Raw genomic sequence first — 14,219 nt, forward strand, 5'->3', positions numbered from 1 at the left:
ATAATTAATTAAGAAAACGTCAGATCCTGTGTTCGCTACAACATAAAAACAAACTATTCATTTAGTTTTTTCTTGTCTATTTCTTGAACAGAATCTACCCATCCAACCTTATACTTTTTAGATCTAAATAGCCCTATTGGCGTAATGATAAAATAAAATACTAAACCAATTAAGATATAAGAAGTTACAGTTCCTATGGGTTTGGTTATCAACATAAGCGTTGCAAACTCAGCTCTTAATATTGGTGTAAATAAACTTCCCATTAACTGTAGCAATAATAGTGTTGTAATTGTCCAAAAATAGGTCGGATTTAACAATAGTAACAAACCTAGTATCCCTAACAATAAAGCTCCAAATAAAAACATGTTTTTTCTAGGATGAAGCCCATAATAGATCAACCATTTTTCTTTAATCCAATTCATAGCTCTTATTGGTTGGTTTAATATGCTTATTTTCAGATTTTAATAATAGAATATTTTCCATTACCAATACATCCATTGCTGTATTAAAAAAGCAATCAATCGCTTGTTTGGGGCTACATACAATAGGTTCTCCACGCTCATTGAATGAGGTATTAATTAAAACTGGGATACCGCTTTGTTTTTTAAAAGCTGTTAAAAGTTGATAAAGTGCTGGATTAAAATCTGCTGTCAACTTCTGAACTCTGGCAGTATGATCTTTATGAATACATGATGGTATTTTTTCAGCCTCTTGCTTCCCTTTGGCTACATACAACATCCTTGAATAGTCGTACCCTTCATCTTCAAAATAAGCATCAAAATCTTCAGCAAGTACAACTGGTGCAAATGGTCTAAACCCCTCTCTTTTCTTTATTTTTAAGTTTAATATGGATTTCATCTCTGGAAAATTAGGGCTGGCTAAAATACTCCGATTGCCTAATGCCCTTGGTCCAAATTCCATCCTCCCTTGAAACCATCCAACAACTTTTCCTCGATGTAAGTATTTTGCTGTTTGAACAACTAACTCCTCTTCTTTCATGACATGATAGTTAATACCATCATCAATACTTTGAATCACCTCATTGGAAGTAAATTGAGGCCCTAAAAACTCTTGGTTTAATTTTTGGGCTATTGATTTACTTTGATAGTAACTCCACAAAGCTGCTCCCATAGCCCCTCCTCCATCTCCTGAAGCCGATTGAATAAAAACAGTTTGAAAAGCATTATTTTTTATGATTCCTGAATTGAGGACACAGTTTAAGGCTACTCCACCTGAATATACTAAATTTTCCATTCCAGTTTTACCTTGCACATAAGCAACTAACTTGTAAACCAATTCTTCGGTTACTTTCTGAATTGAAGCCGCAACATCTTTATAAAATTGCGTCATAGGTTCCTTAGCCTTTCTGGATTGAACACCAAAAACTTGCTCAAATTGTTTATTAACCATTTTTAAATCATTCAAAAAGCCTAATTTATCTAATTGTAAGGTAATTACTCCTTGATCAGAAATAGAAACAAAATTAGTATAAATGACTTCTTTATATTGAGGTACTCCATAAGGAGCCAATCCCATCAATTTATATTCTCCAGAATTTACTTTAAAACCGCAATACTGTGTAAAAGCCGAATACAACAATCCTATAGAATGTGGAAAATGTTGTTCAGCAATAGGTTTTAATCGACCTTTCTCATAAACTCCATACGAAGTACAAGCTTTTTCTCCAACTCCATCTATTGTTAAATAAGCTGCTTTTTCAAATGAACTTTGATAACAAGCATTCGCCGCATGTGCTAAATGATGTTGGCAATATGAAAAATCTCCTTTAAAATCAAAACGTTTTCTAAAGGTGTCTTCAATCCAAAACTTCTCTTTTACCCAAGCTTGTATTGCCTTTTTAAAAGGACGAAAACCTAATGGAGCTTGTTTGGTAAAATTGTCTAAAATTCGCTCAAACTTAGTAAACGGTTTTTCAAAAAAAACGACCTCATCGATAGCATCGCTATTGATTTTAGCTTCTTTCAAACAATATTGAATCGCATTTTCTGGGAAAGCTTGATCATGTTTTATTCGTGTAAATCGTTCTTCTAAAGCAGCTGCTACAATACTTCCCTCAACAATTAAACAAGCTGAAGAATCATGAAAATATGCTGATATGCCAAGGATAATACGCATTAAAACACATCCATATCCATAAAGTTCAACCTCACCTTCTTAAAATCGAGCGCTTGCTCTTGGAGTTGATAGGAGCTCACCAGAAATGATGGTTCTTTTTTAAGCACCTTTTCCATTTGCTTAGCCTCTTGTGTTTGTGCTTGAATATGAAAAACCATATCGTGAATCCAACTCTTTTTGAGTATACGTTTTATTATTTTGAGCATCTCTTCAATATTTGAATGCTCTTGGGTGTAAATGTAACCTACAGTTACATAAACATCAAATTTTAAACAAAGAATTACGTTTTCTATTTCAATCCAAAACAAGGTATTATTGGCTTTCATTTTAAAAAATGAAGCGTGATATCCATTCTGAAATGAATCACGAACATGCAAAGCTTTATTAAAACTAATCTGATAGTCTTTCAACGCTTTTTTTAATCGCTGTTGTTGAACCAACGGAGCTAATTTTCTTAAGATTTTAGAGAAGAAAGGGGAAATTCCTTTTATATGAAAACGAACGAAATGATTGCCATCTTTCCATCCCCACTTTTTACAAACCTTGTATGTTTGCTGACTCTGAAAAGCATAGAGGGTCGTTATATTTTTAGCCATTGCCGCTTCGTATAGCGCTACGTATAAAACATTAAAGGTTCCCTTTCCTCTATATTTTTCTATTAAAAAAAAATCCCCCAATGAGAGCGTTCTGATTTCATCATTTCCTGATTCAAACGATTGAAAAATGGCTCCCATAAACCCTACTATTAAATCATCAACTAACAATACTTGTGAAAAAACAGTCACATCAGGTAAGCTTAATCCATATTTAATTTCAAAATATTGGGGCTTTACATTTCTATTAAAAATTTCTTTATAAAGCTTACACAAACCATTCAGGTGCTTTGCTTCTATTAATTCTACCCTAATATTTTCCATTCACAATCGAAATTAGTTGATTTCTTACAGATACAAAAGGATTAGCTGCTAAACGGTTAATAGCCTTTTCATCTGTATTTATTCCTTCTGTTATTGAAAAGCGTATAGGATAGTTAAGCGCTTCCAACGTATCACATAAATCAGAATTATAATAACCAAAAGGAAATGCAATTACCTTGGGAAAATCTGCTCGAATTTCTTCCAAATATTTTGTACATGTTTGTACTTCGTATTCCAACTGTTTTTTATCGAGTAACAATAAGTTATAATGATTGACAGTATGATTACACAGGGTTACGAATTCACTTTCATTGATTTCTATTAATTCATTTTTAGACAATAATTGCCAAAACTCTTTATACCTGGAAAGCATTGGTTGTGCATACTTTTCTAATTCTTTTGTTATCGCTTCTGTCACTTGAGGAGCTTGCTGGTTTACCCACCGTTTAAAATCTTGGTTACTCAAACTTTTAATATTAAACTTTTCTTCTATTGGTGATAAATTTATTTGCTCAGCATAGCAAATATCTAGCAAGTCTGTCCATAAAGGTTTATTCCCTCTTGCTAGAACAAAAAGTGTTACGGGAAGCTTTAGCTCTTCTATAATGGGTAAAAGCAATGTTTTATTGTTTTTATATCCATCATCAAATGTTAACAATACATTAAGTTTTTGTTGATTAAACTCTTTATTCATGTATTCTTTCATAGTGATTACATGAAACTGTTTTTTGATAGCTATTAGTAAACGTTTCAAATGGGACTCCTTGATAAACCTCCCATTAATATAGTCCTGCTCATCTTTACAGACCCCATGGAAGCAGAGTACCCTTACCTCACCTTGGCTATTGTTAATAGAAAATGGCACTCCTAAAAAAGCTTGGAGATCGTTAAAACTCCACTTTAATTTATATTTTACCTTTTTCCAAATCATCTGTTTTGAAAATATAATGCCATTTTATTGGCAAGTACCTCCTGCCCGAATTTATTTAAATGTGGGTCATTTTGATAATAAATAGACGTACCATTTTCTTCAATTTTTCGAAAAGAAGAACCGGGATTAATGACCTCAAAACCAGCTTTTTCCAATTCACTTGCCCAAAGGTCTTCCATTAAATTCTCTGTAGTCAATTGAGTTCCTAATAGCTTATAATTTTCTATATATCGTTGATTAACTTCTACACAATGTGGGATGATTAACACATAAAAGGCTTCTTTCTTAACAAGCCTTTTAATTTCATTTAGATGCTTTACTAAAGCTTTAAAAGTGTCATCATCCGCTAACGTCACAACATTTTGAGGATAATTAGGCATTGCTTGAATGTAGAGTTGTGTTCGAGCCGAATAATGCTCAATCGAAAATTCATCTACTTCCTTGGGGTTGCTTGTTTTTACTACATCCTGACTAACCTGTCCCATTCTATAGTTCAAATAATTTAAAAACCTTAGGTTATTACTTAAAGACCAAAATAAATTCCTTGAAAAACTCAATTTTGACCAGTTAATTGGTTTAGCTATATCTAACAAGTCATTACCAACATAGAGCTGAACAATAACTTTATCAGGATTGACTTCTTCCATTCTTTTTGGGGCAATTAAACGATAAGTTTCTGTCCCTACGCCTGGAAATGATGCATTATAATACACGTTATTGGTGTCTAGCTTTCTGAGTTGATCTACCCAGTTATTTTTTGTAGAAGAGAAAGAATCTCCCAATACCAATACTTTCTTTCCAGTTTTATTTTGCGCTATATTTTGATTCAAATATTTCCACTCTGTTTTATAAAAATCGATTACCTGATAACGGTAACAAAGCTCCAATAAAACTAACGTAACCGTCGATACAATAACGACTTTAAGCCCCATCAACCTTATATTTTTCCATCGTTGTTTCAGCATCCCTTCTCACGATATTGACTCAGCCAAACGATTGTTCCTAAAGCTGTAAAATATAACACTGCCATTTTACTCTGATCAATAAATGAATTAAAAACTCCATGGAAATAAAAGGTTATCAGTCCTAAAAGTACCCCAAGGTTGATGACTCTTAAATAACGTTCTTTTAGGTGATAATGATTTTCCATACCATAGTAGATACTGGTAAACACTGTCAGTATAAAAATGACAAAACCGATAATTCCTATTTCACTCAAATAAGTCAAATACTCAGAATGAGCATTTCCCCTATTTCCTGCATTTGTAGAAATATAAGTCTTATTGGCTACTGTTTGAAACTGATTATACTCAAACTGGTAAGTACCTGGTCCATATCCTAAAATTGGACGTTCCTCAAACATTCTATAGGCACAAATCCAACGATTAATTCGTTCCAGATTAGAGGCGTCTGATTGAACATTGGTAACCGAAGAAAAGTGATTGACGATTTCACCATCATTACTAACGGCATCATTTTCTCTAATATACTCATAAATAGAATCTTGAAGAGACAGACCAGTACCTAACACCAATAAAAGTCCCACTATGACCATTCTAAATTGGGCTTTGAAGCGGAGTAATAAATAGAAACAAAAAGCAACAAACAAACTTAAAATAGCTGCTCTAGAAAGCGCTAAGACCTCAGAAATTAAGACAACAGCATAAAGCAAAATCAACAGGCTGTGCTTGATTTTATTTAACTTAAATAACTTAGGATTAAAAACAACCAGAGTTAAAAAAGGTATAATAAACGCTAAACAAGCTCCATACACAGTATGATCGTTAAAATATGGTCTACAGATACTAAACACAACTCTAGGATTGAAAGCATGATGCGCATGATTCATGAGGGTAAAATACATTACTGGAACAAGTCCTATAACATAAATTAACCATGGTTTTTCTAGGTCTTTCTGCTTTTTTATTAACCCTACCATAGCAAAAAATCCAGCTATAAATAGTAAGCGAATGACAATACGTTTAAGTGATACATCCACATGAGAGCTTAATAAAGAACTTAACAATGTTATTAATAAATCTGCAATCAACAAGACGGTTATCGGATGCTTGATATATTGAGCAATAGCATTTCTAAAGCCCTCATTAAATAAGAAAAGTATTGGCAACATTAACGTTAACATTCCCTCAGAAGGAAAGTTTAACTTGGCTCCTCCAATAAAACCAGCATCAATAGAAATAGGAATCAACCCTATCAAAAGAAGGTAATACCATTTTAAATTAAAGAATAAAAAACTAACTATTAAAATTGCACTACAACCAGCAAAAATAAATAATACTGTTTTTTCAAGGTCTTGAAAAAAACTCCATAACCCTAAGCTTATAAAAACAGCTAATAAAAGGGTAAGTACACTCGATTTATGCTTCAATAATGTTTCCATTATTTTCTCGCTCGTTCTTTTAAACTACTCCATTGCCCTCCTACCATTCGAATAGTCAATACCAAAATAAAGAAGATTAATGCACCAACTAATGCATTAATTAAAAACGATGGAGAAACTTTTTTATATGAAGGTTCAGCGATATCGATAGAGTAAACTGACGGCAGAGGCTCCGCTATCAATTCTTTCATTTGATCATATTTTACCCTTAAAGCCAAATATCTACCACGTTCGTATAAGTATTGTTCAATAACTGGCTCTAATCTAGCATCATCAATAAACGCATGAGTATCATAATTTTCGTTATTCAAATTTTCTACAAAATTATACAACAAATCTGAAGTCCCTCCCTTAATAGAATATATGGAATCTTTTAACGCTTCTAAACGTTTTTTACTCAGCTTATACTTATTTTCAATACTTTTAAAACTTTTCTCTCGATTTTCTTGAAAGACCTGTTCTCTGTAGCGATTCACCTCTTTAACTTGAAAATTAGCTATATCTGCTGAAAGTTTAGGATCTTTAGTTTTAACATTAATAACAATAGAAAGGTATTTGCTTCTAAAAAATGTAATGTCCTTAATATATTTCAATGTTAATTCAGCTTTCCATTTTAAATCAGTCGTATCCTTTTCATAATAATCATACAGCTTAAATCGTTCCACTGTTTTATCACGCATGGATTTCGATTCCAACAATTGCATTAACTGCTCTGATTCTACCTCATATCCAAATTGTGGATTAGCTATTATTTCATTAACCTTATGTGAATTATAAGGATAGATAATTGCTGTCGACAAATATTTTTTAGGAATCAAAAATGTTATTCCTATTCCTAAAATTCCCCCCAACAAAGCTGCCAAAACCAACAATTTCCTATTGTTAAAAAGGAATATTAACCCTACTGAATTATCGTTCATACTCATGAATCTAAATGTATTGAGCAAATATAAATAAATAATTGAAAGTCACATATTTCAAGACAAAATGCAACTTTTTAAATATAGACAATGATTAATTTAGCAAAACTGGTTACGATTTTTCTTTACTATGATGCGCTCCTTTTTTTTTATTGTTATAGAACTTCTTTTTTCCATAGTAGCGTTTTTTCTTCTTTGGGGAAGCCTTTTCTTTCCAGACAGGAGCTTCACCTAACTCTTCTGGTAAAGGGAACTTTTCTACAGATTTTTCTATTAGACGTTCAATATTTCTGAACTTATACATATCCTCCTCATTAATCAAAGTAATCGCAGCTCCTTTAGTATCAGCCCTTGCTGTTCGACCTATTCGATGCACATAGTCTGCTGGATTACCAGGGACATCATAATTTACTACCAAATTAATGTCTTTAATATCAATTCCTCTACTAATGACATCTGTAGCAACTAATACACGTGTTTTTTTAGTTGTAAAATCTAATAATACATCCTCGCGTTCTGATTGTTCTAAATCAGATGAAATCCCCTGTACAGTATAACCTTTTCCTTTTAATGAGCGAACGATTCCATTTACTTTACGTTTGGTAGAAGTAAAAATTAATATGCTCTTATATTCAGGTTTTTGGTCAATAATACCTGTTATCAATGGAGTTTTTTGAGGCTCAAAAGCCATATAAGCTGTTTGTTCCACCCCTTCTGATGGCTTTGAAATAGCAATATTGACCTCAACAGGATTTTTTAAGAAACGTTTAGCTAAATCTCTTATTTTCTTTGGCATTGTAGCACTAAACATTAGGTTTTGTCGTTTTTCTGGCAAAAACGATACTACACGACAGATGTCCTCGTAAAATCCCATATCCAACATTCGGTCAGCCTCATCGAAAATGAGATTCTCTATAGTGGATACATTGATGTTTTTCATGATTAAATGAGAGATTAACTTTCCTGGAGTTGCAATAATAATATCCACTCCATTGGCCATAGCTCTTTTTTGTTCGTTAAAATCTCCAGCTTTTCCTCCCCCATATAAAGTAATAGAAGTCGCTCCTGTGAAATAACCTAACCCTTGTACTTGTTGGTCTATTTGTAAAGCCAATTCACGTGTTGGCACGATAATTAAAGTACTGGTATTAGCATATTCCTTTGTTCTAATTTTATGTAAAATAGGAAGAATAAATGCTCCCGTTTTTCCTGTTCCTGTTTGAGCACACCCAATAATATCTCTCCCTTTTAAAGTTTCAGGAATTGTTTGCTCTTGAATGGGTGTTGCTTTTTCGAAGCCCATGCACGATAATCCTTCTAATAATTCATCGTGTAAGCCTATTTCATCAAATGTCATGGGTACAAGGTCAAGTTATTTTTTGAATTTACCAAATACTTCCCTCATATTCATGGGGTTAATTTGTAAGTTTGTATCACTTTTTTCATCTTAATCATAAAATGATATCATGCTTAAACCCTTTATCATATTATATTTTAGTCTTTTATACTTCACCAGTTATGCTCAAATTTGGGAGGTTAGTGAAATTGGCCAGTTACCCGAACCTGTAAGTAATAATGCCGTTTGTGAGGGATTTGTTGGTACAACTCCCTACCTTTATTCTTTTGGAGGTATTGATACCAGTAAAATTTATAGCGGGATTCATCTTCATTCATATAGAGTAAATACCCTCACTGGAACTTCAGAATCACTACCTGATTTACCAGATACTTTAGGTAAAATAGCAGCAGGGGCATCTAGAATTCAAGATACCATATACATCATAGGCGGTTATCATGTTTTCAGCAATGGTCATGAAGTCTCCTCTAACAAAGTACATCGTTTTAATATCGCTACCAATAGTTATCTTACAGATGCTAGCAATATCCCAACAGCTATAGACGATCATGTGCAAGCGATATGGAGAGATAGCTTAATTTATATCATTACAGGATGGAGCAATACCACTAATGTTCCTCATGTTCAGATATATAATCCAAGTTTAAACACATGGACTTCTGGAACAGCTACTCCCAACAATAATCACTATAAATCTTTTGGAGCATCCGGAACGATTATTGGTGATACCATTTATTATTTTGGTGGAGCATCTTCGGGTTGGAACTTTCCGGCTCAAAACCAACTAAGAAAAGGCGTTATTAATCCTAATGACCCAACAGATATCACTTGGAATTACGAAGTTCTATCTTCTCAAATAAAGGGTTACCGAATGGCTTGTACTAATGTTGGAAATCAGATTCATTGGTTAGGAGGAAGTAATGTTACGTATAACTACAATGGAGTGGCTTATAATGGAAGTGGAGGTGTTTCGCCCAACAATAGAGATTTATATTTAGATACCGACCGTCACTTAGCTTGGGTAACTAATTTCACTCAAAATTACCCTATGGATTTAAGAGGAATTGCCAATATATCCACAACGGAGAAATATATTGCTGGAGGAATGTTAGACAATCAAACGGTAACTGATAAGGTATATCGGTTAAGCTGGGAATACACCCTCACCAATATTGGATATAAAAAAGAAAACAGCCCCTATAAAGTATTTCCCAACCCTATTCAAAGTGGAGCTAGAATTACTATTGAAACAACTGAATTGGTCTTCAGCTCCATTGAGCTCTATGATATTGGCGGGAAACTCCTCTTGAGAAAACCTTTGAACTCTTATAGTATGAGTTTTATGCTTCCCGCTTTAAACAGTGGAATATATTATCTACACATCAATTCAGAAAAAGGAAAAAGCGTTCAAAAAATAAGTGTTCGATAGTCACTATAAAGTAACAGTTTAATTATCTTTTTAACATTCCTAAAAAAAAGGCAAAAAAAGATAGTTATAACCAATTACAATTTTTATTTTTGGGAAGCATTTTAAAAAGCAAAATAAAATCTATTATGAACTTACACGAATATCAAGGGAAAGAAATCTTAAAAAGTTTTGGTGTTGCAATCCAAGAAGGTGTTGTAGTAAATAAACTAGAAAACGCTGTAGCTTCTGCTAAAGAGTTGTCTGAAAAAACAGGAACTGAGTGGTACGTAGTTAAAGCACAAATTCACGCTGGTGGTCGTGGTAAAGGAACTGTAGAAGAAACAGGTTCTCGCGGAGTAGTATTAGCAAAGGGTATTGACAAATTAGAAGATACAGTTAAAGGTATTTTAGGTGGTCATTTAGAAACTGCTCAAACTAACGGTGTTGGTAAAAAAGTAAATCAAGTTTTGATTGCTGAGGATGTATACTATCCTGGTGATTCTGAACCAGAAGAATTCTATATGTCTGTTTTATTAAACAGAGAGACAGGTAGAAATATCATTATGTATTCTCCAGAGGGAGGAATGAACATTGAGGAAGTTGCTGAAAAGACTCCTCACTTAATTTTTAAAGAAGAAATTGATCCTAAAGTTGGTATTCAAGGATTCCAATGCAGAAAAATTGCTTTTAACTTAGGATTAAGTGGTCAAGCGATGAAGCAAATGACAAAATTCGTTGCTGCTTTATACAAAGCTTACGAAGGTAGTGATTCTTCTATGTTTGAAATTAACCCTGTATTAAAAACATCTGACGATAAAATTATTGCTGTTGATGCTAAGGTTACTTTAGATGACAGTGCATTATTCCGTCACAAAGATTATGCTGAGTTAAGAGATTTAGCTGAAGAAGATCCAATTGATGTTGAAGCTACTGATGCTGGTTTAAACTACGTGAACTTAGATGGTAACGTTGGATGTATGGTAAATGGAGCTGGATTAGCTATGGCTACTATGGATATCATTAAATTATCTGGTGGTGAGCCTGCAAACTTCTTAGATGTAGGAGGTACTGCAGATGCTGAGCGTGTTGAAAAAGCATTTAACATCATCTTAAAAGATAAAAATGTAAAAGGAATTTTAGTTAATATCTTTGGAGGAATTGTAAGATGTGACCGTGTTGCAAATGGTATTGTTCAAGCTTACAAAAGCATTGGAAATATTCCTGTTCCTATTATTGTTCGTTTACAAGGAACTAATGCTGTTGAAGCAAAAGAGATTATTGATAACTCAGGTTTAAATGTTCACTCTGCCATTACTTTACAAGATGCTGCAAATAGAGTTGAAGAATTAATCGTAGATTAATCACCAAACATAAATTTTAAAGGAGGGCTGATTCATCTGAATCGGCCCTTTTTGTTTATAACAAACCTATACTTTCTATCCTCCTAACAACTATATTATACGTTAAATAATGTCTACTAATGCTATTTCTTATTCTTCTATTTGGAAACTAACGCTTCCCATTATTATTAGTGGAGTTACACAGAATATTGTAGCGGTAATTGATACCTTATTTTTAAGTCAATTAGGGAAAGTAGAACTCGGCGCAGCTGGGAATGGAGCTTTATTTTACTATTTAATCATTACTATGGGAATGGGGATTAGTACCGGAAGTCAAATTATGATTGCAAAAGCCAATGGTGCAAAAAACTATACCTCTATTGGTGCTATTATTGAACAAAGCCTTTATATTTTTTTACCTTTAGCAGTCTTTATTTTTATAGGGCTACAACTATTCTACCCAACATTTGCTACAACTATTTCTCAATCCAATGAAATTGCAGCCTCTGCTACAACATTTGTTAGTTTTCGTGCTTATGGTGTACTGTTTGCTTTCTTAAACTTTTTATTTATCGCCTTTTTTGTTGCGACTAAAAAGACTAACGTCCTCTTCTACTCTTCTATTGTTGTCGCTATTGTCAACATTGGACTGGATTATGGCTTAATCTTTGGAAATTTGGGCTTTCCCCAATGGGGAGTTAAAGGAGCTGCTATAGCATCCGTTGTTGCCGAACTAGCTTCTATACTATTTTTTGTAATATATGCTATCAAACATGTTAATTTTAAGCAATATCACTTTCAAATTAATTTTCAGATTCATCGAAAGTTAATTCAAAAAATTCTGGGCATTTCAACACCTATTGCTTTTCAAAATTTCTTAACATTTGGCTCATGGTTTATCTTCTTTTCTATTATTGAACAATTAGGAGAAGATGAATTAGCTATTTCACATGTGATCCGAAGTATTTACATGCTAATGATGATTCCATTATTGGGCTTTAGCACTTCCACTAACACCTTGGTTAGTAACTTAATCGGTGCTGGAAAACAAGAGCTGGTATTAAGGTTAATTGGTCGAACTCTTATACTGGCATTGTTGTCATCTGGTGCTGTAGTAGTTATTACCACATTATTTGGTACCGAAATCGTAGCGTTCTACCAACTGGAACAACAATTAGTCCCTCATACACTTTCAACTTTAACCGTCATTAATTATGTTCTTTTCTTTTTTACCATTGCATTCGTTCTTTTTAATGCTGTAGTTGGTACTGGAAAAACACGAGTTTCCTTATTTATTGAAGCTATTAACATTACGATTTACCTCACTGCTGCCTTTACATTAGTCAACTATTTTTCACCTTCTATTGAGCAGGTTTGGTGTGTTGAATTCTTCTACTTTACATTCCTAAGCCTAATGTCTTTTGCTTATTTAAAATATGGTAAGTGGAGAGCAATTAATGAATTAGAGGATTAGCTAATTAGATGATGAGATAATTAGCGGGTTAGATGCTGAAATATTAACAATTCGTACATTTATTCTCATCAAATTTGATGGATAAAAGGCCGTCTAGTTCTCGATACTCCTCCTCTGTCGGAACTCGAACTGACTGGATTAGTGCTGCAATGATTTAATGATGAAATGCTATAATAATAGATTGAATCTTCTTCTTTGTTCTTTTCCCATCATCTAATTATCACATTAGCTAATTATCTCATTGTCTCTGTTCTTTATTCTCTATTCTATTTTCTAGTTAAATAGGTCGTCTAGTTCTCGATATACCTCCTCTGTCGGCACTCGAACTGACTGGATTAGTGCTGCAATGATTTAATGATACAATGATTTAATGCTGTAATAATAGATTGAATCTTCTTCTTTGTTCTTTTTCCATCACCTAATTATCACATTAGCTAATTATCTAATTGTCTCTGTTCTTTGCTCTCTATTCTATTTTCTGATTCACCAAGCCGTCTTGTTCTCGATACTCCTCCTCTGTCGGAACTCGAACTGACTGGATTAATGCTATAATGCTGCAATGAGTTAATGGATTGTATTTTCTTCTTTACTATTTTTCCATCATCTAATTTACTTATTATCTCATCATCTAATGGTCTCTGTTCTTTATTCTTTGCTCTCTATTCTATTTTCTGCCCTCCCTATCAATTATTAACTTTTGAGAAGATAAGAAAGGGCTTTAGCATACTTAAATACACCTCTACAAAATGGTTAAGATCTTTAGTTGTTATGTTCTTACTATATAAACGCGATGCATACAACCATGTATTACCATAGTGTACCATTCGTTCTGCCAAATAATCCAATTCTTCTTTGCTACAATTGGAATTCATAAGCCCTTGTTTTTTTAATTCATTAAAAAGAAAATGACATCCCTCTATACGTTGTTTATAAGCTGATAAAAAATGCTTTTTAACCTTATCACTAACCTCTATCAGCCGATAAATATCTGTCCAAAAAAAGGTATAATCTAACATTCTTACCATACTTGCATGGATATCACTTTTTACCTGCTCAACTGAAAATTCAGTAGTTGGCAAATCATCAATTCGTTGATCAAAATCTGCTACCATTTCAAAATAGAGCGCTTCAAAAATAGCTTCTCTCTTCTTATAATGATAGTTTAAATTTCCTGAACTTATACTTAATTCTTGCGCTATCATTCTAATTGTCACATCACTATAACCATATTTATTAAATAATTTTCTAGCTGTATTAAGGATTTCTTTTTTGGTATTTTTCATTAGTAAACTTGTCCTAATTAATTTTTATTAGTAAACTTGTCCTAAAATAAAC

General features: G+C 33.1%; 12 protein-coding genes. 3 read left to right on the plus strand and 9 right to left on the minus strand.

Translation table 11 applies throughout. From position 1 onward, the window contains the following. Positions 1 to 53: 53 nt before the first annotated feature. The 8 genes from N4A35_04450 to N4A35_04485 form a co-directional block, all read right to left on the minus strand. Positions 54 to 422 (minus strand): hypothetical protein, encoded by a 369-nt coding sequence (locus N4A35_04450; GenBank protein MCT4580647.1) that lies wholly within the window; start codon positions 420 to 422, stop codon positions 54 to 56. Continuing rightward, positions 409 to 2,136 (minus strand): hypothetical protein, encoded by a 1,728-nt coding sequence (locus N4A35_04455; protein ID MCT4580648.1) that lies wholly within the window; start codon positions 2,134 to 2,136, stop codon positions 409 to 411. Before N4A35_04455 ends, N4A35_04450 begins: the two co-directional genes overlap by 14 nt. After that, positions 2,136 to 3,053 carry a hypothetical protein gene (locus tag N4A35_04460; protein MCT4580649.1) on the minus strand — a complete coding sequence of 306 codons (918 nt, stop codon included), beginning with the start codon at positions 3,051 to 3,053 and terminating at the stop codon, positions 2,136 to 2,138. Before N4A35_04460 ends, N4A35_04455 begins: the two co-directional genes overlap by 1 nt. After that, complete coding sequence (locus tag N4A35_04465) at positions 3,040 to 3,984, minus strand: polysaccharide deacetylase family protein (GenBank protein ID MCT4580650.1); 945 nt, start codon at positions 3,982 to 3,984, stop codon at positions 3,040 to 3,042. Before N4A35_04465 ends, N4A35_04460 begins: the two co-directional genes overlap by 14 nt. Further along, positions 3,981 to 4,916, minus strand: coding sequence for a hypothetical protein (locus N4A35_04470; GenBank protein ID MCT4580651.1), 936 nt, complete (start codon positions 4,914 to 4,916; stop codon positions 3,981 to 3,983). The genes N4A35_04465 and N4A35_04470 overlap by 4 nt, the downstream gene beginning before the upstream one ends. 26 nt (positions 4,917 to 4,942) lie before the next feature. Further along, a complete protein-coding gene (locus N4A35_04475) occupies positions 4,943 to 6,385 on the minus strand; it encodes an O-antigen ligase family protein (protein ID MCT4580652.1) in 1,443 nt (480 codons plus the stop codon). Continuing rightward, the gene (locus tag N4A35_04480) at positions 6,385 to 7,305 is read right to left on the minus strand and encodes a Wzz/FepE/Etk N-terminal domain-containing protein (protein ID MCT4580653.1); all 921 of its coding nucleotides are present in this window, start codon (positions 7,303 to 7,305) and stop codon (positions 6,385 to 6,387) included. The genes N4A35_04475 and N4A35_04480 overlap by 1 nt, the downstream gene beginning before the upstream one ends. Before the next feature lie 112 nt (positions 7,306 to 7,417). Next, a complete protein-coding gene (locus N4A35_04485) occupies positions 7,418 to 8,662 on the minus strand; it encodes a DEAD/DEAH box helicase (GenBank protein MCT4580654.1) in 1,245 nt (414 codons plus the stop codon). A 109-nt stretch (positions 8,663 to 8,771) separates the two neighbouring features. Here N4A35_04485 and N4A35_04490 point away from each other — a divergent pair, with 109 nt between their 5' ends. The 3 genes from N4A35_04490 to N4A35_04500 all read left to right on the plus strand — a co-directional run bounded on the left by N4A35_04490 (position 8,772) and on the right by N4A35_04500 (position 12,884). Then, positions 8,772 to 10,091, plus strand: coding sequence for a T9SS type A sorting domain-containing protein (locus N4A35_04490; protein MCT4580655.1), 1,320 nt, complete (start codon positions 8,772 to 8,774; stop codon positions 10,089 to 10,091). Between the two features lie 125 nt (positions 10,092 to 10,216). Then, positions 10,217 to 11,431: an ADP-forming succinate--CoA ligase subunit beta gene (gene sucC / locus N4A35_04495; protein ID MCT4580656.1), complete on the plus strand. Its 1,215-nt coding sequence runs from the start codon at positions 10,217 to 10,219 to the stop codon at positions 11,429 to 11,431. 109 nt (positions 11,432 to 11,540) lie between these two features. Next, the gene (locus N4A35_04500; protein MCT4580657.1) at positions 11,541 to 12,884 is read left to right on the plus strand and encodes an MATE family efflux transporter; all 1,344 of its coding nucleotides are present in this window, start codon (positions 11,541 to 11,543) and stop codon (positions 12,882 to 12,884) included. A gap of 683 nt (positions 12,885 to 13,567) precedes the next feature. Here the strand turns inward: N4A35_04500 and N4A35_04505 are convergent. Then, positions 13,568 to 14,167: a TetR/AcrR family transcriptional regulator gene (locus N4A35_04505; protein MCT4580658.1), complete on the minus strand. Its 600-nt coding sequence runs from the start codon at positions 14,165 to 14,167 to the stop codon at positions 13,568 to 13,570. Between the last annotated feature and the right edge of the window lie 52 nt (positions 14,168 to 14,219).

It is taken from the genome of Flavobacteriales bacterium, assembly GCA_025210295.1.
GTDB lineage: Bacteria > Bacteroidota > Bacteroidia > Flavobacteriales_D > Parvicellaceae > S010-51.

What these genes read in the sequence shown, in the direction of transcription:
- N4A35_04450 (MCT4580647.1), bottom strand. Translation starts at nt 422, where the DNA reads ATGAATTGGATTAAAGAAAAATGGTTGATCTATTATGGGCTTCATCCT.
- N4A35_04455 (MCT4580648.1), bottom strand. Translation starts at nt 2,136, where the DNA reads ATGCGTATTATCCTTGGCATATCAGCATATTTTCATGATTCTTCAGCT.
- N4A35_04460 (MCT4580649.1), bottom strand. Translation starts at nt 3,053, where the DNA reads ATGGAAAATATTAGGGTAGAATTAATAGAAGCAAAGCACCTGAATGGT.
- N4A35_04465 (MCT4580650.1), bottom strand. Translation starts at nt 3,984, where the DNA reads ATGATTTGGAAAAAGGTAAAATATAAATTAAAGTGGAGTTTTAACGAT.
- N4A35_04470 (MCT4580651.1), bottom strand. Translation starts at nt 4,916, where the DNA reads ATGGGGCTTAAAGTCGTTATTGTATCGACGGTTACGTTAGTTTTATTG.
- N4A35_04475 (MCT4580652.1), bottom strand. Translation starts at nt 6,385, where the DNA reads ATGGAAACATTATTGAAGCATAAATCGAGTGTACTTACCCTTTTATTA.
- N4A35_04480 (MCT4580653.1), bottom strand. Translation starts at nt 7,305, where the DNA reads ATGAACGATAATTCAGTAGGGTTAATATTCCTTTTTAACAATAGGAAA.
- N4A35_04485 (MCT4580654.1), bottom strand. Translation starts at nt 8,662, where the DNA reads ATGACATTTGATGAAATAGGCTTACACGATGAATTATTAGAAGGATTA.
- N4A35_04490 (MCT4580655.1), top strand. Translation starts at nt 8,772, where the DNA reads ATGCTTAAACCCTTTATCATATTATATTTTAGTCTTTTATACTTCACC.
- sucC (MCT4580656.1), top strand. Translation starts at nt 10,217, where the DNA reads ATGAACTTACACGAATATCAAGGGAAAGAAATCTTAAAAAGTTTTGGT.
- N4A35_04500 (MCT4580657.1), top strand. Translation starts at nt 11,541, where the DNA reads ATGTCTACTAATGCTATTTCTTATTCTTCTATTTGGAAACTAACGCTT.
- N4A35_04505 (MCT4580658.1), bottom strand. Translation starts at nt 14,167, where the DNA reads ATGAAAAATACCAAAAAAGAAATCCTTAATACAGCTAGAAAATTATTT.